The organism is Bradyrhizobium sp. USDA 4354 (assembly GCF_054060315.1).
This window is the reverse complement of sequence record NZ_JBSSDC010000001.1, coordinates 2,305,052-2,326,455: the sequence shown is the minus strand read 5'-3', so window position 1 is coordinate 2,326,455 and position 21,404 is coordinate 2,305,052. Positions and strand designations below refer to the sequence as shown.

Sequence of the window (21,404 nt, the reverse complement as noted above, 5' to 3'; positions counted from 1 at the left end):
CCGTTGTGCCTAGGCATCGACACGGTTTGGTCTTCGCACCATGCCGGATCGGACGTCCCGAGACTTTCGCGGAGGGTTGATTTTCGCCTGAGACGACTTTGATTTTTGCTTGAGACGACGAAAACGTGCGATTTCGCTTTGAAAACAACGTGCTCGACGGCGACCTTCGGGAGCTCATCTGCGACGGGGCGGCCGTTCCGTTGCAGCCGCAAGTGTTCGATCTCTTGCTTTATCTGGTCACGCAACGGGCGCGTGTGGTCAGCAAGGATGACCTGATCAGCCAGATATGGAGCGACCGCATCGTCTCGGATTCCGCCCTGAACAGCCGAATCAATGCCGCACGCAAGGCGCTGGGCGACGACGGCACGACACAGCGGCTGATCAAGACCATTCCGCGCAAGGGTTTTCGTTTCGTCGGCGAGGTCCGGGAAGAGGCGGCAGCACCCCCAGCACGGGCGGAGGCCAAGCCGCCTCCCCCGCGCGTGGCGGACCGCCCGGCGATCGCGGTGCTCGCCTTCGAAAACATGAGCGGCGATCCCGCACAGGACTATTTCGGCGACGGGATCAGCGAGGACATCCTCACCGCGCTGTCGAAGCAGCGCTGGTTCATGGTGATCGCCCGCAACTCCTCCTTCACCTACAAGGGACGCGCGGTCGACATCAGGCAGATCGCCGAGGAACTCGGCGTCCGCTACATCGTCGAAGGCAGCGTGCGCAAGGCGGACAACCGGGTGCGCATCACCGCGCAGCTCAACGACGCCGTGTCGGGCAACCATCTCTGGGCCGAGCGCTACGACCGCGAGCTCGTCGACGTCTTCGCCGTGCAGGACGAGATCACCAACGCGATCACGGCGGCGATAGAACCGCAGATCCACGCGGCGGAGAATTTTCGCAGCCACCGCAAGCCGCCTGCAAGCTTGGACGCTTGGGACCTCTTGATGCGCGCGCTGTCGCACTATTGGCGCGTGACCCGGCAGGATCACGAGGCCGCGCGGACACTGCTCGAACGCGCGATTGCCATCGATCCGAATTACGGCCAGGCGCTGTCGGTGCTGGCCGTCAACGACATGTTCGGCGTGCATCTCGGCTGGACCGAGCTGGCCGCGGTTGCGCCAGCCGCTGAATCTGCCGCGCTGGCCGCGGTGCGCTGCGACCATGAGGACGCCTGGGCGCATGCCGCGCTCGGCAGCGTCTGCTTCTCGACGCGCAGGCTTGCGGACGCGCTGTCGGAGTTCGAGCAGGCACTCGTGCTCAATCCGAACTTCTCGCTGGCGCAGGGCTATTACGCGCTGGCGCTGTCCTATGCCGGACGCTCCAAGGCCTCGTTCGAGGCCGCGCAAAAGGCGATCCGGCTGTCACCGCGCGATCCGTCGCTGGCGATCTATCACGGCATCGCCGCCTATGCGCGCTTCACCGAACGGCACTATGACGAGGCCATCGCGCTCGCACGCGAGGCGATCCGCCACCGCGGCGACCTCACCGGCGCCTATCGCGTGCTCGCCGTCTCCGCCGGCATGACGGGCGACGGAAGGCTTGCGGAGATGGCGCTCGGCGAGCTCCGCCGCACCCAGCCTGGCATCTCGCTGCACTGGATCGCGACGCAACTGCCGTGGGCCAATGACGGGGATCGCGAACACTATCTGGAGGGATTCCGGCGGGCGGGATTGCGGTGAGGCGTCTTACCCTCCCCTGGAGGGACCCTCCGGGGGAGGGTGAGCGACAGCGATGCTATGCCACGCGCTTCCGGCGCAGGTGGACGATGACGTCGAGCCGCGCGATCTCGTGGCCGGGAAGCGCCTCGGGCACCTTGGTGAAGGCGAGGCCCTCGGCAACATCGACCAGCACGTCCTCGCCTTCGAGATAGAAGTGCGGATGCACGGATGTATCGGTGTCGAAGAACGACTTGATGCCGTCGGCCGCGATCCGGCGCAGCAGGCCGGCCTCGGTGAACTGGTTCAGCGTGTTATAGACCGTGGCGAGCGACAGGTACGCGTTGGCCGCCATCGCCTCTTCAAAGAGACTCTCTGCGGTGACGTGACGATGGCCGCCCAGAAACAACAACTGGCCGAGCGCCAGGCGCTGGCGCGTCGGGCGCAGGCCGGCATTGCTCAGCAAGTGCAGGCAGTGCTGCACGCCCGCCTCTGACGATAGATCGAGGCCGGCGGCATCAGGTCCGCTATCGTCATCCGCAGGGATAGTCGCGGCCTGGATGTCCATCAATCGTCTCACGGCTCAAGGGAGCGGGACGCGCAGTGCGGCCCGCTAGTTGCTATTCGATCGCAAAAGCGGCGGCTCGGCTTTGATGCGGATCAAATTAGGTGGCGCAACCGCTTCCGACTGATCGCCAGCCGGCGCGGCCCATTTCCGGCTGGCGCGAGAGCGCTGCACCGCCGACCCGCCGCGACGCTGTGTCGCGACCCCGTCATGTCGGCCAGCGACCGACATGAGGATGCCGCGATGAGGCGAATCCATCAAAACAGGACGCGCTGTACATTTTTTGTGCGAACACTGTCGAGACTTTCATCTTGCAGCGCCGAACGAGACTGTGTGAGCCTCGATAGCGGATGGGGACTGGGATGGGCCGACCGTAGCTTTGCGCGCGAGGACGTTGCGAAGCGTCTACGGCTGGTCTCGCTTGAGAAAGATACGACATGCCAAAACGAGTGTTGCTTGGTCTCCTCCTGGCTTGCGGGCTCACGGCCTCGGCGCTGGCGCAAGAGCCGAAGACGGGGGGTGTGATTAACGCCGTGATCCAGCCCGAGCCGCCCGGCCTGATGCTTGCGCTGGTCCAGAACGGTCCGACCCAGATGGTGTCAGGCAACATCTTCGAAGGGCTGCTGCGCTACAGCCCCAAGCTCGACCCGCAGCCGGAGCTCGCCGAAAGCTGGAGCGTCAGCGAGGACGCCAAGACCTACACTTTCAAGCTCAAGAAGGGCGTGACCTGGCATGACGGCAAGCCCTTCACCGCCGCCGACGTCTTGTTTTCGATCGAGATGCTGAAGCAGACCCATGCGCGCGCCCGCACCAACCTGGCGCAGGTCGACAAGGTCGAGGCCCCCGACGATTACACGGTGGTGTTCACGCTGAAGCAGCCGTTTGGCCCGTTCCTCGGCATCTTCGAGGTCGGCTCGATGCCGATGGTGCCGAAGCATCTCTATGAAGGCACCGACTGGAAGACCAACGCTTACAACAACGCGCCTGTTGGCACCGGCCCCTTCATGTTCAAGGAGTGGCAGAAGGGCTCGTTCATCCGCCTGGTCAAGAACCCGAACTACTACGAGAAGGGCAAGCCCTATCTCGACGAGATCTACTGGCAGATCATCCCCGACGCCGCCGCGCGCTCGGTGGCGTATGAGACCGGCAAGGTCGACGTCTTGCCGGGCGGCTCGGTCGAGAATTTCGACGTGCCGCGGCTGTCCAAGCTGAAGGACACCTGCGTCACCGGCGCCGGCTGGGAGTTCTTCTCACCGCTGGCCTGGCTGTGGCTCAACAACCGTCAGGGTCCGCTCGCGGACAAGCGGGTGCGGCAGGCGATCATGTACGCGATCGACCGTGACTTCGCCAAGGACGTGATCTGGAACGGGCTCGGCAAGGTCGCTACCGGCCCGTCGGCCTCGACCATCAAGTACTACACCGGTGACGTGAAGAAATATCCCTACGATCCGGCCAAGGCCAAGGCGCTGCTGAAGGAAGCCGGCTACAAGGGCGAGAAGATCCGCCTGCTGCCGCTCGCCTATGGCGAGACGTGGCAGCGCTGGGGTGAAGCCGTGAAGCAGAACCTCCAGGACGTCGGCATCACCATCGAGACCATCGCCACCGACGTTGCCGGCGGCAACCAGAAGATCGGCGACTGGGACTACGACATCGCCTTCACTTATCTCTACCAGTACGGCGATCCCGCGGTCGGGGTGGGGCGCAACTACATCTCCAGCAACATCGCCAAGGGGCAGGTCTTCAACAACGTCGAGGGCTACTCCAACCCGGAGATCGACAAGCTGTTCGCCGAGGGCGCCGTCGCCACCCCCGATTCCAAGCGCAAGGAGATCTACGAGAAGGCGCAGAAGATCCTGGTCGAAGACGTGCCGGTGGCCTGGATGCTCGAGCTGCAATTCCCGACCATCATGCGCTGCAAGGTCAAGAACCTGATCACCACGGGGATCGGGGTCAATGACGGCTTCAAGGACGCATGGCTCGACAAGTGAGGGCGCTCTCGACTTCACCTCTCCCCGCTTGCGGGGAGAGGCCGACGCGCTCGCAGAGCGCGGCGGGTGAGGGGGTACAGGTCCTTCGTCATTGTCCCGTCGTGGAGAGAGGCCCCTCACCCCAACCCTCTCCCCGCAAGAGCGGGGCGAGGGAGCGCGCTGCCCTAGTGGCTTCAGGTCACTTCACCAACATGACTTTCTAAAATGCTCTCCTTCGTCGCTCAGCGTGTCCTGAAGGGCGTGATCGTCCTGCTCGCGATCGTCGTCCTCAATTTCTTCCTCATCCGGCTCGCGCCCGGAGACCCCGCAGTCGTGATGGCGGGCGAGGCCGGGGCCAGCGATCAGGTCTTCGTCAAACAGCTCAGGGAGAAGTTCGGCCTCGACAAGCCGCTGCCCGAGCAGCTCTTCATCTATGTCAAGGGCGTCGTCAGCCTCGACCTCGGCTTCTCCTTCCGTCAGCAGGCACCGGTTGCGAAGCTGATCGGCGAGCGGCTGCCGGCGACGCTGCTGCTGACTCTGACCGCCTTCGCGATCTCGCTCGCGCTCGGCATCCTGTTCGGCACCTTTGCCGCGCGCTTTGCCGGAACCTTTCTCGACCCCGGCATCACAATATTCGCGCTGATCTTCTACGCCATGCCAATCTTCTGGGTGGCGTTGATGGGCATCCTGCTGTTCTCGGTCACGTTCGATTGGCTGCCGAGCTTCGGCTACGAGACGGTCGGCGCCAACCTCACCGGCCTTGCCTACGCGGTCGACGTCGCAAAACACCTGATCATGCCGGCGATGACGCTCGGCCTGTTCTTCATGGCGACTTATACCCGCATGACGCGCGCCTCGATGCTGGAGGTGAAGCGGCTCGACTTCGTCAAGACGGCGCGTGCCAAAGGGCTCTCGGATGCCGTGATCCAGCGCCGCCACGTGCTGCGCAATGCGCTGCTGCCGGTAGTGACGCTCGCCGGCGTGCATTCCGGCACGCTGATCGGCGGCGCCGTCATCACCGAGACCGTGTTCGCCTGGCCCGGCATCGGACGGCTGATGTACGACGCGCTGCTGCAGCGGGATTACAATCTGCTGCTCGGCGTGTTCGTGATCTGCTCGGCCATGGTCTTGATCTTCAATCTCATCACCGACCTCGTCTATCGACTGGTCGATCCACGCATCGAATTCGCCTCATGAAACAGTTCTGGAAATCGATGCTGAAGAGCCCGAGCGGCGTCATCGGGCTCGTCATCCTCCTGCTTGCGATCTCGGTCGCGGTATTCGGGCCGATGCTGTTCCCGAACTCGCCCTGGCGCATGGTGCAGCGGCCGTTCCTGCCGCCGTTCACGCTCTCGACCGTGCCGCTCGGCACCGACGCGCTCGGCCGCGATGTGTTCGCGGGCATGATTTTTGGCGCACGCGTTTCGCTGCTGGTCGGCCTCGTCTCCACGCTGGTGGCACTGATCGTCGGCGTGCCGATCGGCGCCATGGCCGGCTATTTCGGCGGCAAGGTCGACGATGCCTTGATGCGCTTCACCGAGTTCTTCCAGACCATTCCTAGTTTCGCGCTCGCGATCGTGCTGGTCGCGATCCTGCAGCCCTCGATCTATTCGATCGTCGCCTCGATCGCGGTGGTGAGCTGGCCGCCGGTCGCCCGCCTCGTCCGCGGCGAGGTGCTGTCGCTGCGAACGCGCGAATATGTCCAGGCCGCCGTGGTCACCGGCCAGAGCAACAGCTGGATCATCCTGCGCGAAATCCTGCCGAACGCGTTGTCGCCGGTGATCGTGCTGGCCTCGCTGATGGTGGCGACCGCGATCCTCCTGGAATCCTCGCTCTCGTTCCTCGGCCTCGGCGATCCCAATTTGATCTCCTGGGGCTACATGGTCGGCGCCGGCCGCACCGTGATCCGGCAGGCCTGGTGGATCACGGTGTTTCCCGGCGTCGCCATCCTGATCTCGGTGCTCGGGCTAAACCTGATCGGCGAAGGCCTCAACGACGCGCTCAATCCGCGCCTGTCGCGGGAGGGGCGCTGACGATGACCGCCCCACCCGCCGTCTCCATCAAGAACCTCAGGATCGCGCTGCCCAAGGGCGCCGAACGTCCGTTCGCCGTCGACGGCGTCTCGCTCGATCTGCGGCCCGGCAAGATCGTCTGCGTGGTCGGCGAGTCCGGCTCCGGCAAGTCGATGTGCGCGCACGCGCTGATGGGCCTGTTGCCGGACACCGTGTCGGTCGCCTCCGGCGAGATCCAGTTCGAAGGCCGCGACCTGCTCAAGCTCGACGACGACGGCTGGCGCGATCTGCGCGGCCGGCGGCTGGCGATGATCTTTCAGGAGCCGATGACCGCGCTCAATCCGTTGATGCGCATCGGCGACCAGATGGCAGAAATGTTCGAGGCGCACGGCCTGCTCACACCGAAGGAGCGGCGCGCGAAAGCACTCGCATTGGCGCGAGAGGTCGGCCTGCCCGATCCCGAAAGAATCGTGCGCGCCTACCCGCACCAGCTCTCCGGCGGCCAGCGCCAGCGCGCCATGATCGCGATGGCGCTCGCGCTCGAGCCCGCGGTGCTGGTCGCCGACGAGCCGACCACCGCGCTCGACGTCACCACGCAGGCGCAGATCCTGAAGCTGATCCACAACCTCCAGCGCAATCGCAACATGGCGGTGATGTTCATCACCCATGATTTCGGCGTGGTCGCTGACATCGCGGACCAGGTCGTGGTGCTCAGGCACGGCAAAGTCGTCGAGGAAGGTCCGGCTACGGCCGTCTTCAGCGAGCCGCAGCACGACTACACCAAGGCATTGCTTGCCGCCGTGCCCTCAATGGATCCGCCGCCGCGAACGTCCCTCGACGATCAGGCCAGGGCCGTCGAGGTGATCGGGCTCGACAAGACCTACGTCACCTCAGGCGGCTGGTTCCGCGAGGATTGTCGCGTCGATGCCGCGCGCGCGGTCAACTTCAACATCCTCAAGGGCGAGACGCTCGGCCTGGTCGGCGAATCCGGCTCCGGCAAATCGTCGGTCGCGCGTCTCGTCATGCGGCTGATAGAAGCCGACCGCGGCACGGTGCGGATCGGCGAAACCGATCTTACGTCTCTGTCAGGCAAGGCGCTGCGCGCCGAGCGCCATCGCATCCAGATGATCTTCCAGGATCCGTTCGCCTCGCTCAATCCGCGCCGCAAGGTCGGCCACATCATTGCCTACGGACCGATCGCAGCCGGCACCGATCCGAAGGTGGCGTTCGATCGCGCCCGCGATCTCCTCAAGATGGTCGGCTTGGACGCCGGCGCACTCGAGCGCTATCCGCATGAATTCTCCGGCGGCCAGCGCCAGCGCATCGGCATTGCCCGTGCGCTCGCGCTCGAGCCGGAGATCATCGTCGCCGACGAAGCCGTCTCCGCGCTCGACGTCTCGGTGCAGGCGCAGGTGTTGAAGCTGCTCGAAGACCTCAAGGCGCGCCTCGGACTGTCGATACTGTTCATCACCCACGATCTGCGCGTCGCAGCCCAGATCTGCGATCGCATCGCGGTGATGCAACGCGGCGCCATCGTCGAGCTGAAGCCCACCGCGCAGCTGTTCGCCGCGCCCGAGCATGCCTACACGCGCGAGCTGCTCGCGGCGGTGCCGGGACGGAAGGAGCAAGCGCCAGCGGCCTGAGAAATGGTCGCGGCGAGTTCTTCGAATTGCAGGATTGTTCCAAAAACTTGCACGCGATACAGGCGAAACATATTCGATCGATCAGCATTTGCTTTGCGAGACTGCCTTGCCGATGACGGCAAGAATAAGCTGTTACCGGCATTCGCTCGCGCAGTAGTTGCAGCGCCGCGCGATAGAAAGCAGTGAACAGCCCCAGAACTTGGCACAAGAACACCCGACGTTGGGACGCCGGCGCGGTCACGAGCTTTTTATTCCGTCGTGAACGGGCACGCCATTTCAAAGTCGAGGGCGACGCCATAGATGCTGATTGGATGATCATTATCATGCAACGGCTTACTTGCCCACTGATACTCGGAGCCAACATGGGCGAAGTTATTCGATTTGTCTCGAGATCTGAGCGCGAGCGCGTGCGCCTCATTCGGGAGGCACGCGCAATCTACGACAGCATCTTCCCGCCATCCGATCCGGCCAGCAACGGGCAGGATGGAGACAACGGCCGCGCGATCGGCGGCGATAGGAGTAAGCTCTCGTGATCAAAATCATCGCCGTGCTTTGCAGCCTCGCCTCTCCCTCCAATTGTCACGAGCAGATCGTCACCACGTCGGACTTTGCGCAAATCTCGGTGCAGTCCTGCCTGATGGGCGCGCCGCAACTCGCCGAATGGATGAATCAGCATCCCGCCGAGCGACTGGCTGCATGGCGCTGCGTGATCGGTCAACAGAACGGCCGCGGAATCTAGGAACGGACGTCTCGCTTCGGCGGCTTCGCGCCTTGGCGTGACTGATAAAAGCGATCTCTCGAGCCTGGGACAGCGCGAGAGAGGCAAGTAAGCCGCTCTCGTGCCCCGGACGCAGCGCAGCGCTTCTTCAGCGGTGCGCTGCAGAGCCGGGGCCCATCGCAGCTCCGAGTCTTGCAGCCCCTGGGTCCCGGCTCGCGCTTCGCGCGTCCGGGACACGCCACTAAGCCTGCGCCTCGCTGAACGTTGGGCAGTGACGACGCTCCGTTGCCGGAGTAACCTCTGTTGCGGCCATTGGCAGCAAAGAGGGAAGCCGGATGGAGGTCGCCAGTCTCGTTCTTCCGGTATTCGCGATCATCGTCACCGGCTGGCTCGCGGGCGAGGTTGGCTATCTCTCCCGCTCGCTTGCCGATGGCCTGGTCCACTTTGCCTACAACGTGGCGATGCCGGCGCTGCTGATCGTCACGATCGCCCAGGAGCCGGCGCGCAATCTGTTGGAATGGCGCTTTCTGCTCGCATTCGGCGGCGGTTCACTCATCTGCTTCGCGCTGGTGTTCCTGCCGGTCCGCGCGGGTGGCAAACACGATCTCGCCAGCAGCACCATCCATGGGATGGCAGCGGCGATGACCAATACCGGGTTCGTCGCGCTGCCGATCCTGCATGCGATCTACGGCCAACCCGCCGTCCTGCCCGCAGCTGTAGCGACGGTGTTCGTGGCCGCGGTGATGTTTCCGATCACGGTGATCCTGCTGGAAAAACGCGATGCACGCGGGCCGGCCGCGCTCTCTACGGGACTGGCTAGGCAGATCCTGTTCAATCCCATGGTGCTGTCGACGTTCATTGGCCTTGCATGGGCGATAACAGGATTGCCGATTCCGGCGCCGGTCGCGGCCTATCTCAACATGATCGCTGGCGCGCTCACGCCGTGCGCGCTGTTTGCCATCGGGCTTGGTTTGTCCGTCGAGGGCCTGCGATCCAGCTTGAAGGCGGCGTTTGCACTCGCGGCGGTGAAACTGGTGGTCATGCCGCTGATCGTCTATGGGCTCTGCGTCCTCATGGGCCTCGACCCTCTCTACACGGTCGCGGCCGTTATCTGCGCGGCCGTGCCGACGGCGAAAACCGTCTATGTCCTCGCCCACGAGCACAAGGTCGAGGAGAAGCTGGTCGCGGCCACGGTTTCGGTCACGACGATGCTGTCGGTCGCGACATTGCTGATTGCGCTCTATCTGCTCTCCGGAACGGCAAGCGGCATGCGTTGATCCGGAGAGCGGCGTCCACCTCGCCGAAGCGCCCTTTATCTCGTGGTGTTGCTCCAGGTAGGGACCGCGTTGGTCACGCCGACCGAGGGCCAATTGTATGATCCGATCGACGGCGCGGTGACGGTGCCGACCGTCTGTCCGGATGACCCGTAGGGCCCCCTTGGCTGCACGGCCGACGCGCCGACACCGCCATAGGTCGGCGCCACCACACCAGTGCTGTAATGCCGGCTCGATCGAACCTTCTTTGCTTCAGCCGCGAAAGGCGTGGCAAGCAGTCCGGTGGTGACGATCGCGGCGATGGCGAGTCTGATGGTTTTCATGGCTGATCCTTTCGCACGGTGCGCGCCCCGATATGCCAACTGTTCACTCATCGGGAGATTTCCATGGTTCTCCATTCATAACTCCGTGCGCGGGCGAAGGTGCCGGAGCGCGGGGCATCCGCCGCCTTCGGATGGACCCGAATCAGCGCTAATGCATTGCTTTCAGTGACTTCCCTGGATGCAAGCAGCATGACCGGCGCCGAACTGAAGCAGCTTCGCAACGACCTCTCGGATGCTCTCGAGCGCAAGCTCACTGCAGCTGACATGGCCAAGCTTTGCGGATTGCCGGAGAGAGGCGGCGCCGACACCATCCGGCGCTGGGAGGTCAGCGGCCCGACGCCGGAGGCGACCAAGATACTGCGCGTGCTCGCGATGGCGAGCGAGCGCTATCCGATCCTGGAGAAGTTCGACATCTTCGATCGTCATGACGTCCGCGAGGCAGACCGGCCCGCGAAGCGCGCGGCCTTTCGCGCGCAGATGCGCGATGAGGCGCGGCGGCGTCTTGGTTAACAGGAGGCGCGCGCAAGTTACCTGTGAGGCGCGAAGTTAAGCCTTCCTTCACCACTTCTTAAGCCGCCATTAAGCACGAAAATCATTTGCCCCCCAACAAGTTAGGTTGGCCGTCGTTGTGCCATGCATGTGACTGCATTTTCGTCAAAAGCGAGCTATCTGCAAAACCAACGACGGCGCGGAAAGCGCGCCTGCCGGGGACCTTACGTGTTGGAGTTCAAGACGATGAAGAAGATTCTGTTTGCGACCGTGGCGCTGCTCGTGGTGGGCGCGGCTGCGCCGGCCGTCGGCGCCGATCTCGGCAACCGCAACTACTACAAGGCGCCCGCGCCGGCCTACGCCGCGCCGATCTACAATTGGACGGGCTTCTATCTCGGCGCCCATGTCGGCGGCGCCTTCTCCAGCGACAACAATTTCAACGGCCTCTCCACCGGCAACAACGGCAACGGCCGCTTCCTCGGGGGCGTGCAGGTCGGCGCGGACTGGCAGCTCAACCCGAACTTCGTGGTCGGCGTCGAAGGCCAGTATTCCTGGCTCTCCGGCAGCGTCGGCGCGGTGTTCCCGGGCGGCGTCGTTTATACCAACGACCAGCGCGGCCTCGGCTCGATCACCGGCCGCGTCGGCTATACCTGGGGTCCCGGCCTGCTCTATGTGAAGGGCGGTTACGCCTATTCGGACAACAACGAGAAGGTGACTGTCGGCGGCGTGCCGACCGGCTTCATCATCGATGGCGATCACCGCAACGGTTACACGGTCGGCGCCGGCCTGGAATACATGTTCGCCCCGAACTGGTCGGCCAAGGCCGAGTACCAGTACTACAATTTCGGCGACGCGCACTTCACCGCGGGCCCGCTGGCCGGCACCGGCAACTTCACCACCGACGACCATACCTTCAAGGCGGGCGTCAACTACCGCTTCAACTGGGCAAGCCCGGCTGTGGCGAGCTACTGACCGGTTATCAAAATCTTATCACGCTGAAGGGCCGGCTTCATTGCCGGCCCTTCTTTTTTCGCCCTGCGGAACATGCGCAACCAATTGCGCTAATTGCGATTTTTTAACCGGTGCCGCCGATACTGCCGCCACAAACAGAAGAACATTGGGGGAATTTCGATGGCGATCCGTCTGGGCCTTGGCCGCTTCCTTGGCCGTTTCCGTCCTCGTTTCAAAATGCCGAAATGGGGCGTGCGCGGCAGCCTGTTCGCGGCCTTCGCGGTGATCGCGGGCATGGGCCTCGTGATCGCAGCCGGCGCCGGCCTGGCGCTGCAGAATCTCGGCGGAGGCATGACTGAACTCAGCGGCCGTGACATTCCGCGCCTTTCCGCCAGCCTGCAATTGTCGGCACTGAGTGCGAGCCTTGCAGCGCAGGGACCAGCCCTGCTTGCGGCGCAAAGCGAGGACGCCCTGAATGAACGCACCAAGAAGCTCAGGGAATTGCAGGAGCAGACGCAGCAGAAGCTCAACGAGATCATCGAGCTCGGCGGCGACAAGAGCGTCGTCTCCGGACTCAGCGACACGATGAAGAGCATCAACGAGGCGGCTCAGAGCCTGGCGAAGGCCGCCCGCGAACGGCTCGACATCGCGGCCCTCCATGAGAAGCAATATGATGCGCTTCGCAACGCGCAAGGCGCGTTCGTCGGCGCAGCGAGCCCGGCGATGCTGGACGCGCAGACCCGCGTCAACGCCATTCTCGGTTCAGCCGACCTGTCCGCGGCGGATGCAACCGACGCCGCGCAGACCGTCGGTCAGCTCGGCAACGTTGTCGCCAGCGGCAATCTCGCCGCCGCCGACATGAGCGCGGCGCTTTCGGCGAGCACGAGCGACAAGCTCGACGACATTCAGAAGGAATTCAAGACGGCACAGGGACGCCTGCGGTCGAACCTCGAACTGTTGCCGGACAACCAGGGCAGCAAGATGCTGCGCGAGACGGCGGAGAAGCTGCTCGCACTCGGCACCGGCAAGACCGGCGTGTTCAATCTGCGCGAGAAGGAGCTCGACTCCATCGACTACGGCCAGACCATCCTGGACGAGACCCGCAAGCTCAATGTCGGCCTCGGCATCAGCGTGCAGCAGCTCGTCGACGGCGTGCAGAAGGAGACCAACGCCTCGACCTTCCAGGCGCGGCAGGAGATTTCGCTCGCGACGTCGGTCATGCTGGCGCTGGGCGCATTGATGCTGGTCGGCTCGGCGCTGTTCGTCTGGCTCTATGTCGGCCGCAACATCCTGCGCCGGATCGGCGCCTTGCATCAATCGATGCAGCTGCTGGCGAACGGCGACCTCGAAACCGAGATCTACCGCTCGAAGAACCACAACGACGAGATCTCTGTCATGGCGAACACGCTGCAAGTGTTCCGGGAAAGCATGATCGAGACCCGTGCGCTGACGAACGAGCAGGACAAGGACCGTATCGCGAAGGCCGAGCGTGCCGCGCGCATGGAAGCGAAGATCGCCGAATTCGAAAGCACGGTGCGCTCCGCACTCGACAATCTGGCGCAATCGGCCAATTCGATGCAATCGACCGCGCAGAGCATGTCGAACACCGCCGACCAGTCCAACGCGCTGGTGAACGCGGTCGCCTCCGCCGCGGAGGAAACGTCGGTCAACGTGCAGACCGTGTCGGCCGGCACCGAACAGCTGTCCTCCTCGATCCAGGAGATCAGCCGCCAGGTCGTGACCTCCGCCGAGATCGCCAAGAAGGCCGTCGATGAAGCGGGATCGACGGATGCCACCGTACAGAGCCTCGCCGACAGCGCGAGCCGCATCAGCGTCGTCGTCGACCTGATCCAGACCATCGCCTCGCAGACCAATCTGCTCGCGCTCAACGCCACCATCGAGGCGGCGCGCGCAGGCGAGGCCGGCCGCGGCTTCGCGGTGGTCGCCTCCGAGGTGAAGAGCCTGGCGAGCCAGACCGCCAAGGCGACGGAGGAGATCCGCACCCAGATTGCCAGCATGCAGGAGATCACGAGCTCCGCGGTCGGCGCCATCCAGGGCATCGGCCGGATCATCGGCGAGATCGACGACGTCACCACGACGATCGCAGCCGCGGTCGAGGAGCAGGGCGCAGCCACGCGCGAAATCGCCCGCAACATCCAGCATGCCGCCGGCGGCACCAGCGAAGTCTCCAGCAACATCGTCGGCGTCTCCACCGCGTCCGCCGAAGCCGGTGCTGCGGCCAGCGAGGTGCTGAGCGCCTCGGACGCGCTCCGGCGCGAGGCCGATATGCTGCGCGGGGAGATCGACGCGTTCCTCAACGACATGCGGGCGGCGTAAGAGCCCTCTCCTGTAGCCCGGATTGCGCTGCGCTCCATCCGGGCTACGGAAAACCGCGCCGGTATGACCGCCATGCGAGGCGTGTCAGCATCCTTTTTCGGCTGGCGCCCCGCTCGCGCTGGGTTTAAGCGGGTAGCATGAGCTCAAAAACCGACACCGCGCAGTCCTCGGCCGAGGCCCTGCGCTACCCCTGGGAACAGCACCCCGGCTCCGAACAGGTCGTGGAGGTGCGGCCCGGCGTGCTGTGGGCGCGGCTGAAGCTGCCGTTTCGCCTCAACCATGTGAACATCTACCTGCTCGCCGATGGCGACGGCTATGCGATGATCGATGCCGGCTTCGGCAACGAGGAGACGATCGAGGCCTGGACGACGCTGTTCGACGGACCGCTGAAGGGCGTCAACATCACGCGCCTGATCGTCACCCACTCCCACCCCGACCATGTCGGTCTCGCTGGATGGATCGTCGAGCGTTTCGGCTGCCCCTTGGTGATGTCGCAGGTCGAATATCTGCAATCGGTCTATCACCAGAACCGCGGCACCGAGGAACGGCGCGAGGCGCAGCGGCTGTTCTTCCGCCGCCATGGCATGGACGAGTCGCTGACTGAAAAGCTGCTCGGCCGCGGCCAGGATTATTTGAAGCGCGTCTCGGTGCTGCCGCCGTCCTACCGCCGCATCTCGCATGGCGACGACGTCGTGATCGGCACGCGCCGCTTCAAGGTGATCACCGGCGGCGGCCACGCGCTCGACCAGGTGATGCTGTATTGCGCCGACGACAAGCTGTTCCTCTCTGCCGACCAGGTGCTGAGCAAGATCTCGCCGAATGTCAGCGTCTGGGCGGTCGAGCCCGATCAGAACTCGCTCGGCGAATATCTGGCCTCGCTTGCCAGCCTCACGACGACGCTTCCCTATGACGTGCTGGTGCTGCCCGGCCACGGCGTGCCGTTCTACGGATTGAAGACCCGCATCAAGCAGCTCGCCGACCACCACGAGGAGCGCTGCCGACTGATCGCGGAAGCCTGCCGCGAGGTGCCGCAGACCTCGCGCGCCTTGGTGCCTGTCGTGTTCAACAAGCACGTGCTGGACGAGCACCAGATGGGCTTTGCCGCCGGCGAGCTCGTCGCCCACGTCAACTACATGATCGTCGAGGGCCGGCTGACGGCCGAGATGCAAGACGGCGTGCTGCAGTTTCGGACGACGTGAGCGGTGATTACCTCGCCCCGCTTGCGGGGAGAGGTCGGTCGCGAAGCGACCAGGTGAGGGGGACTCTCCACGAGTCCAACTCTCACCATCATTGCCGAAACAGCCCCTCACCCCAACCCTCTCCCCGTAAGAACGGGGCGAGGGAGCGGACCTCCGGCGCGGCTACCACTCACTTCATATTCGCAATCGCGTGCAGCGCCGCGATGTATCCGAACGGTCCCAGGCCGCAGATCACGCCTGTCGCCACAAATGAGATCTTGGAGTGGCGATGATATTCGTCGCGGGCGTGGATGTTGGAGATGTGCACCTCCAGCACCGGGCCCTCGAATGTCTTGATCGCGTCCATGATCGAGACCGAGGTGAAGGAGAGACCGGCCGGGTTGATGACGATGGCATCGGCGTCCTGCCGCGCCGACTGGATCAGATCGACCAGCACGCCCTCATGGTTGGACTGGTGGAAGGCAAGCTTGAGGCCGAGCTTGGCGGCGGCTTCCTCGCAGCTCGCATTGACCTCCGCGAGCGTCGTGGTGCCGTAGATATGCGGCTCGCGGATGCCGAGCATGTTGAGGTTGGGACCGTTGAGGATCATCACGCGTTTCATCGGGGCTTCCTTTCACATCCGCTTTCATTTGGGTCCGCGTCGGCGCGACCGGCGCCGCAATCATGGACGGAGCCGCGCCATGGACAAAATGTCCACGGCACCCCATGCCTGCCCCGGGCAACTCCGGTCCGGCCGGCAGGCCGTGTTAGGCGGTTGATCCAAATCAACAATCGCCGCCGGACCGGCGGTTATCAATTGGCACGCTCGCCTTGCCTCGAATGTGCGCAGGTGCATGGACATTGGAGCTGGAAAAGCTCTAAAAAATGAATGGCCGCCTTGGGCCGGGTTCCGCTGCAGGTTTTGCCGATGGATTACAACCAGTTCTTCGATACCGCCCTGGATCGTCTCCACACCGAGCGGCGCTATCGCGTGTTCGCCGACCTCGAACGCACGGCCGGCCGGTTCCCGCACGCGGTCTGGCACTCGCCCAAGGGCAAGCGCGACGTCGTGATCTGGTGCTCCAACGACTATCTCGGCATGGGCCAGCACCCGAAGGTCGTCGGCGCCATGGTCGAGACCGCCACGCGCGTCGGCACCGGCGCCGGCGGCACCCGCAACATCGCCGGCACGCATCATCCGCTGGTCCAGCTCGAAGCCGAGCTCGCCGATCTCCACGGCAAGGAAGCCGCGCTGCTGTTCACCTCGGGCTATGTCTCGAACCAGACCGGCATCCCGACCATCGCAAAACTCATTCCGAACTGCCTGATCCTGTCGGACGAGCTCAACCACAATTCGATGATCGAGGGTATCCGCCAGTCCGGCTGCGAGCGGGTCGTGTTCCGCCACAACGACGTTGCGCATCTCGAAGAGCTGCTGAAAGCGGCCGGCCCGAATCGGCCGAAGCTGATCGTCTGCGAGAGCCTCTATTCCATGGACGGCGATGTCGCGCCGCTCGCCAAGATCTGCGATCTCGCCGAGACCTATGGCGCGATGACCTATGTCGACGAAGTCCACGCCGTCGGCATGTACGGCCCGCGCGGCGGCGGCATCGCCGAGCGTGACGGCGTGATGCATCGCATCGACGTGCTCGAAGGTACCCTGGCGAAGGCGTTCGGCTGTCTCGGCGGCTACATCGCCGCCAATGGCCAGATCATCGACGCCGTGCGCTCCTATGCGCCGGGCTTCATCTTCACCACCGCGCTGCCGCCGGCGGTCTGCTCGGCCGCGACCGCCGCGATCAAGCACCTGAAGACGTCGGGCTGGGAGCGCGAGCGCCACCAGGACCGCGCTGCCCGCGTCAAGGCGATCCTCAATGCCGCCGGCCTGCCGGTGATGTCGAGCGACACCCACATCGTACCGCTGTTCGTCGGCGATCCCGAGAAGTGCAAGCAGGCCTCCGACCTCCTGCTCGAAGAGCACGGAATCTACATCCAGCCGATCAACTATCCGACCGTCGCCAAGGGCACCGAGCGGCTGCGCATCACGCCCTCGCCCTACCACGACGACGGCCTGATCGATCAGCTCGCCGAAGCGCTGCTCCAAGTGTGGGACCGCCTCGGTCTGCCGCTCAAGCAAAAGTCGCTGGCCGCGGAGTAGGTTGTTCTTCCACCCTCCCCTGGAGGGGTCCGGGACGAGCGTAGCTCGCCCGTGGGTCGGCTCACATTGAGCGCAGCCAAATGTGAGACGGGGTGGGGTGACAGTCTCTCCACCTCAAACGCTGCCCGTGTCGAGAGATCACCCCACCCCGCTCGCGCTGCGCGCGATCGACCCTCCCCCTCCAGGAGAGGGTAGGCGCCCGAGGATGCACGCTCGCACCTTAACGACGCCCGCAGTTCCCGACGCCACCCGGCATTTCGCTGTCGCCTGCGTCCGCCCAACGCGCTAGATTTACGGCGAAAATGAGCTCGGGCGCCGCCAGCGCCCAGGGAGAAGTGCGCTCACCATGCTGCACGACTGGGGCGTGATCGCCGCCGCTTTCGGTTATATCGGCTTCCTGTTCCTGGTGGCGAGCCATGGCGACCGGCGCTCGCCGGCCGGGCGCGGCCGCGCTTCCGGGCTGATCTACCCGCTGTCGCTGGCGATCTACTGCACCTCGTGGACCTTCTTCGGCTCGGTCGGCTTCGCCACCCGCACTTCGACCGACTTCCTTGCGATCTATGTCGGCCCGATCCTGATGATCGGGCTCGGCGCCGGCGTGCTCCGGCGCGTGATCCAACTCGCCAAAGCCCACAACATCACGTCGATCGCCGATTTTATCGGTGCTCGCTATGGCAAGAGCCAGGCGGTGGCGGCGACCGTCGCGCTGATCGCGATCATCGGCTCGGTGCCCTACATCGCGCTCCAGCTCAAGGCGGTGGCCTCCTCGCTCGGAACGATCCTGAGCGAAGATCAGGCCTTCTCCCATATCCCGATCCTCGGCGACGTGGCGCTGGTGGTGACGCTGGCGATGGCGGCCTTCGCGGTGCTGTTCGGCACGCGGCAGACCGACGCCACCGAGCACCAGCACGGCCTGATGCTGGCGGTCGCGACCGAATCCATCGTCAAGCTGGTCGCCTTTCTCGCCGCCGGCATCTTCGTCACCTTCTGGATGTTCTCGCCGCATGAACTGATCGAGCGCGCGATGAGGACGCCGGAGGCGGTGCGCGCCATCAACTATTCCCCGTCGATCGGCAACTTCCTGACCATGACGTTGCTGTCGTTGTGCGCGATCATGCTGCTGCCGCGCCAGTTTCACGTCAGCGTGGTGGAGAATTCCTCGGATGCCGAGGTCGGCCGCGCGCGCTGGCTGTTCCCGCTCTATCTCGTCGCCATCAACCTGTTCGTGATCCCGATCGCGCTCGCCGGCCTCGTGACCTTCCCATTCGGCGCCGCCGATCCTGACATGTACGTGCTGGCCCTTCCGATGGAGGGCGGCGCAGACCTGCTCAGCGTCGCCGTCTTCGTCGGCGGACTGTCGGCGGCGACTGCGATGGTGATCGTCGAATGCGTCGCGCTCTCCATCATGGTCTCGAACGACCTCGTGGTGCCCCTGGTGCTGAAACGTCGGCCGGAGGGGCGCGCCGGCGGTGCCGATTTCAGCAACTTCCTGCTGCGCTCGCGGCGCCTTGCGATCTTCGCCATCATGGTGATGGCCTATTTCTACTATCGCGCGCTCGGCAATACCCAGCTCGCGGCCATCGGTCTGCTCTCCTTTGCGGCCATCGCCCAGCTGGCACCGAGCTTCTTCGGCGGGCTGCTCTGGCGGCGCGCGACCGCACGCGGCGCCATCGGCGGCATGCTGGTCGGCTTTGCGGTGTGGCTCTACACGCTGTTCATCCCGAGCTTCATGGACTCGACATCAGGCATCCTGCTGCTCCAGCACGGCCCGTTCGGCATCGAGGCGCTGCGGCCTCAGGCGCTGTTCGGCGCCGACCTGCCGCCCCTGATGCACGGCGTCATCTGGTCGCTGTCGCTCAACGTCCTGACCTATGTGCTCCTGTCGCTGGCGCGCCGGCCGTCTTCCATCGAGCTGTTGCAGGCCGATCTGTTCGTGCCCAACACGCTCGCACCGATCTCCCCGAGCTTCCGCCGCTGGCGCACCACCGTCACCGTGCAGGACATCCAGACCACCGTCGCGCAATATCTCGGACCCGACCGCGCGCGGCATTCCTTCGAGGCATTCTCGGCGCAGCGAAACGTGCGGCTGGAGCCCGGGGCTCCTGCCGATTTCGAGCTGTTGCAACACGCCGAGCACCTGATTGCCTCCTCGATCGGCGCGGCCTCGTCGCGCCTCGTGATGTCGCTGCTGCTGCGCAAACGGACGGTCTCCGCCAAAGCCGCACTGAAGCTGCTCGACGACTCGCACGCGGCGCTGCATTTCAACCGCGAGATCCTCCAGACTGCGCTCAACCATGTGCGCCAGGGCATCGCCGTGTTCGATGCCGATCTGCAACTGATCTGCTCCAACCGGCAGTTCGGCGATCTCCTCAACGTTCCACCGCATTTCATCCAGTTCGGCACGCCCTTGCGCGAAATCCTGGAATTCATCGGCCTGGACGATCCGAACGATCCGCCCGAGCGCGAGGCCCTGCTGGAGCGGCGCCTTGCCGCCTACACCACCGACAGCAAGCCTTATCTCGAACGCCTGCCGGAACGCCACATGGTGATTGAAGTGCTCACCAACCGCATGCCCGGCGGCGGCTTCGTCATCACCTTCACGGATGTCACGCCCACCTTCGAGGCCGCGGAAGCGCTGGAGCGCGCCAATGCGACGCTGGAAAAGCGCGTGCGCGACCGCACCGAGGAGCTGACACGGCTGAACTCCGAGCTGGCACTGGCCAAAAGCGCGGCGGAAGATGCCAGCATCTCCAAGACGCGTTTCCTCGCCGCTGCCAGCCACGACATCCTGCAGCCGCTGAACGCGGCGCGGCTTTATGTCACGAGCCTGGTCGAACGCCAGCACAATGGCGAAGAGACGCGGCTGGTCGAGAACATCGACGAATCGCTGCAGGCCATCGAGGAAATCCTCGGCGCACTGCTCGACATCTCCAGGCTCGATGCCGGCGCCATGACGACCTCGATCTCGAGCTTCAAGATGGCCGATCTGATGCGTTCGCTGGAGATCGAGTTCGCGCCGATCGCGCGCGCCAAGGGCCTGGAGCTCGCCTTCGTGCCCTGCTCGCTCCCGGTCAAGTCGGATCGACTGTTGCTGCGGCGGCTGCTCCAGAACCTGATCTCGAACGCGATCAAGTACACCCCGCGGGGCCGCGTGCTGGTCGGCTGTCGGCGCCGCGGCGCCTCGCTCAAGATCTGCGTCTATGACACCGGCGTCGGCATCCCCACAGTCAAGCGCGGCGAGATTTTCAAGGAATTCCATCGCCTCGAGCAGGGCGCGCGGATCGCGCGCGGTCTGGGGCTGGGGCTCTCGATCGTCGAGCGGTTGGCGCGCGTGCTCAACCATGGCATTGCCATCGACGCCAATGCCAGCGGCGGCTCGGTATTCTCCGTGACGGTGCCGACGGCGAAGGCGATCACCCACACCGCGGCGGTAACCAGCGCAACGCCGCTGGCGCGCACGCCGATCTCGGGCGCGCTGATCGTCTGCATCGAGAATGATGCGGCAATCCTCGACGGCATGCGCACGCTGCTCAAGGCCTGGGACGCCGAGGTGATCGCGGTCGCCGACCCCGAAGGGGCGATCGCCGCAATCGAAGCAGCCGGACGGCGCGTCACCGGCCTTTTGGTCGACTATCACCTCGATCGCGGCAACGGCATCGCGGCTATCCGCGAGATCCGCCGCCGCTTCGGCGATGCCATCCCCGCGATCCTGATCACCGCCGACCGCAGCCCCGCCGTGCAGGTCGCCGCACGGGACGAGAAGATCACGGTGCTCAACAAGCCGGTGAAGCCGGCTTCGCTGCGTGCCCTGCTCGGGCAGTGGCGCACGCAGCAGATGGTGGCGGCGGAGTGAGAGCGCCAACATCTCTACCGCGTCATTGCGAGCGCAGCGAAGCAATCCAGAATCTTTCCGCGGAGAGATTCTGGATTGCTTCGTCGCAAGGGCTCCTCGCAATGACGGGGCGAGGGGCAGCATCGCCATCCTCCAACTTGCACTTGAAATCGTAGGCACGCCTTCGCCTTCTCGCGGCGCGCTTCGCCCGAGGTTTGCTCTTCGCTTCACGCCCTGCTCAAGAAAAGGGCGCAGGGAAGGCCGGGTGCTGGCTGGCACCCGCGGTCCGCTGCGCTAGAGCACACGCA

17 protein-coding genes are annotated in these 21,404 nt (G+C 64.7%); 14 read left to right on the top strand and 3 right to left on the bottom strand.

Going from position 1 to position 21,404, the window contains the following annotated elements; translation table 11 throughout:
- Positions 1–125: 125 nt before the first annotated feature.
- Positions 126–1,673 (top strand): winged helix-turn-helix domain-containing protein, encoded by a 1,548-nt coding sequence (locus ACVIIV_RS10855; RefSeq protein WP_456744185.1) that lies wholly within the window; start codon positions 126–128, stop codon positions 1,671–1,673.
- Between the two features lie 55 nt (positions 1,674–1,728).
- On the opposite strand, the gene irr is transcribed toward ACVIIV_RS10855, so the two are convergent.
- On the bottom strand, positions 1,729–2,217 hold the full coding sequence (gene irr / locus ACVIIV_RS10850) for a Fur family transcriptional regulator Irr (protein WP_456744184.1): 489 nt from the start codon (positions 2,215–2,217) through the stop codon (positions 1,729–1,731).
- 434 nt (positions 2,218–2,651) lie between these two features.
- Between irr and ACVIIV_RS10845 the strand changes: the two genes are divergently transcribed.
- From ACVIIV_RS10845 to ACVIIV_RS10815, 7 genes are all read left to right on the top strand, one after another.
- Positions 2,652–4,202, top strand: coding sequence for an ABC transporter substrate-binding protein (locus ACVIIV_RS10845; protein WP_456744183.1), 1,551 nt, complete (start codon positions 2,652–2,654; stop codon positions 4,200–4,202).
- A gap of 204 nt (positions 4,203–4,406) precedes the next feature.
- Positions 4,407–5,378 (top strand): ABC transporter permease, encoded by a 972-nt coding sequence (locus ACVIIV_RS10840; RefSeq protein ID WP_456744182.1) that lies wholly within the window; start codon positions 4,407–4,409, stop codon positions 5,376–5,378.
- Entirely contained in the window at positions 5,375–6,214 is an 840-nt protein-coding gene (locus ACVIIV_RS10835) for an ABC transporter permease (RefSeq protein WP_456744181.1), read from the top strand. Before ACVIIV_RS10840 ends, ACVIIV_RS10835 begins: the two co-directional genes overlap by 4 nt.
- 2 nt (positions 6,215–6,216) lie before the next feature.
- Positions 6,217–7,836, top strand: coding sequence for an ABC transporter ATP-binding protein (locus tag ACVIIV_RS10830; RefSeq protein WP_456744180.1), 1,620 nt, complete (start codon positions 6,217–6,219; stop codon positions 7,834–7,836).
- Positions 7,837–8,018: 182 nt separating this feature from the next.
- A complete protein-coding gene (locus tag ACVIIV_RS10825; protein ID WP_456748928.1) occupies positions 8,019–8,369 on the top strand; it encodes a hypothetical protein in 351 nt (116 codons plus the stop codon).
- On the top strand, positions 8,366–8,575 hold the full coding sequence (locus ACVIIV_RS10820; protein ID WP_456744179.1) for a hypothetical protein: 210 nt from the start codon (positions 8,366–8,368) through the stop codon (positions 8,573–8,575). The genes ACVIIV_RS10825 and ACVIIV_RS10820 overlap by 4 nt, the downstream gene beginning before the upstream one ends.
- Positions 8,576–8,889: 314 nt before the next feature.
- Entirely contained in the window at positions 8,890–9,831 is a 942-nt protein-coding gene (locus ACVIIV_RS10815) for an AEC family transporter (protein WP_456744178.1), read from the top strand.
- Positions 9,832–9,866: 35 nt separating this feature from the next.
- On the opposite strand, the gene ACVIIV_RS10810 is transcribed toward ACVIIV_RS10815, so the two are convergent.
- Positions 9,867–10,151, bottom strand: a complete 285-nt coding sequence (locus ACVIIV_RS10810; protein ID WP_456744177.1) for a hypothetical protein — start codon at positions 10,149–10,151, stop codon at positions 9,867–9,869.
- 189 nt (positions 10,152–10,340) lie between these two features.
- Here ACVIIV_RS10810 and ACVIIV_RS10805 point away from each other — a divergent pair, with 189 nt between their 5' ends.
- The 4 genes from ACVIIV_RS10805 (at position 10,341) to ACVIIV_RS10790 (ending at position 15,127) form a co-directional block, all read left to right on the top strand.
- Positions 10,341–10,661 (top strand): hypothetical protein, encoded by a 321-nt coding sequence (locus ACVIIV_RS10805; RefSeq protein ID WP_456744176.1) that lies wholly within the window; start codon positions 10,341–10,343, stop codon positions 10,659–10,661.
- A gap of 225 nt (positions 10,662–10,886) precedes the next feature.
- Positions 10,887–11,612, top strand: coding sequence for an outer membrane protein (locus ACVIIV_RS10800; protein WP_456744175.1), 726 nt, complete (start codon positions 10,887–10,889; stop codon positions 11,610–11,612).
- A gap of 159 nt (positions 11,613–11,771) precedes the next feature.
- Entirely contained in the window at positions 11,772–13,928 is a 2,157-nt protein-coding gene (locus ACVIIV_RS10795; protein WP_456744174.1) for a methyl-accepting chemotaxis protein, read from the top strand.
- Between the two features lie 137 nt (positions 13,929–14,065).
- Complete coding sequence (locus ACVIIV_RS10790; RefSeq protein ID WP_456744173.1) at positions 14,066–15,127, top strand: MBL fold metallo-hydrolase; 1,062 nt, start codon at positions 14,066–14,068, stop codon at positions 15,125–15,127.
- A 169-nt stretch (positions 15,128–15,296) separates the two neighbouring features.
- On the opposite strand, the gene aroQ is transcribed toward ACVIIV_RS10790, so the two are convergent.
- Positions 15,297–15,728 carry a type II 3-dehydroquinate dehydratase gene (gene aroQ / locus ACVIIV_RS10785; protein WP_011084019.1) on the bottom strand — a complete coding sequence of 144 codons (432 nt, stop codon included), beginning with the start codon at positions 15,726–15,728 and terminating at the stop codon, positions 15,297–15,299.
- 306 nt (positions 15,729–16,034) lie between these two features.
- Here aroQ and hemA point away from each other — a divergent pair, with 306 nt between their 5' ends.
- Together hemA and ACVIIV_RS10775 are read left to right on the top strand one after the other, a co-directional pair.
- The gene (gene hemA, locus ACVIIV_RS10780; protein ID WP_456744172.1) at positions 16,035–17,264 is read left to right on the top strand and encodes a 5-aminolevulinate synthase; all 1,230 of its coding nucleotides are present in this window, start codon (positions 16,035–16,037) and stop codon (positions 17,262–17,264) included.
- A gap of 346 nt (positions 17,265–17,610) precedes the next feature.
- Positions 17,611–21,117 carry a PAS domain-containing hybrid sensor histidine kinase/response regulator gene (locus tag ACVIIV_RS10775; protein WP_456744171.1) on the top strand — a complete coding sequence of 1,169 codons (3,507 nt, stop codon included), beginning with the start codon at positions 17,611–17,613 and terminating at the stop codon, positions 21,115–21,117.
- Positions 21,118–21,404: the final 287 nt, after the last annotated feature.

Excerpts from the sequence above, each read along its gene's own strand:
- irr (WP_456744184.1), bottom strand. The coding sequence starts at position 2,217 with ATGGACATCCAGGCCGCGACTATCCCTGCGGATGACGATAGCGGACCT.
- ACVIIV_RS10845 (WP_456744183.1), top strand. The coding sequence starts at position 2,652 with ATGCCAAAACGAGTGTTGCTTGGTCTCCTCCTGGCTTGCGGGCTCACG.
- ACVIIV_RS10840 (WP_456744182.1), top strand. The coding sequence starts at position 4,407 with ATGCTCTCCTTCGTCGCTCAGCGTGTCCTGAAGGGCGTGATCGTCCTG.
- ACVIIV_RS10835 (WP_456744181.1), top strand. The coding sequence starts at position 5,375 with ATGAAACAGTTCTGGAAATCGATGCTGAAGAGCCCGAGCGGCGTCATC.
- ACVIIV_RS10830 (WP_456744180.1), top strand. The coding sequence starts at position 6,217 with ATGACCGCCCCACCCGCCGTCTCCATCAAGAACCTCAGGATCGCGCTG.
- ACVIIV_RS10815 (WP_456744178.1), top strand. The coding sequence starts at position 8,890 with ATGGAGGTCGCCAGTCTCGTTCTTCCGGTATTCGCGATCATCGTCACC.
- ACVIIV_RS10810 (WP_456744177.1), bottom strand. The coding sequence starts at position 10,151 with ATGAAAACCATCAGACTCGCCATCGCCGCGATCGTCACCACCGGACTG.
- ACVIIV_RS10805 (WP_456744176.1), top strand. The coding sequence starts at position 10,341 with ATGACCGGCGCCGAACTGAAGCAGCTTCGCAACGACCTCTCGGATGCT.
- ACVIIV_RS10800 (WP_456744175.1), top strand. The coding sequence starts at position 10,887 with ATGAAGAAGATTCTGTTTGCGACCGTGGCGCTGCTCGTGGTGGGCGCG.
- ACVIIV_RS10795 (WP_456744174.1), top strand. The coding sequence starts at position 11,772 with ATGGCGATCCGTCTGGGCCTTGGCCGCTTCCTTGGCCGTTTCCGTCCT.
- ACVIIV_RS10790 (WP_456744173.1), top strand. The coding sequence starts at position 14,066 with ATGAGCTCAAAAACCGACACCGCGCAGTCCTCGGCCGAGGCCCTGCGC.
- aroQ (WP_011084019.1), bottom strand. The coding sequence starts at position 15,728 with ATGAAACGCGTGATGATCCTCAACGGTCCCAACCTCAACATGCTCGGC.
- hemA (WP_456744172.1), top strand. The coding sequence starts at position 16,035 with ATGGATTACAACCAGTTCTTCGATACCGCCCTGGATCGTCTCCACACC.
- ACVIIV_RS10775 (WP_456744171.1), top strand. The coding sequence starts at position 17,611 with ATGCTGCACGACTGGGGCGTGATCGCCGCCGCTTTCGGTTATATCGGC.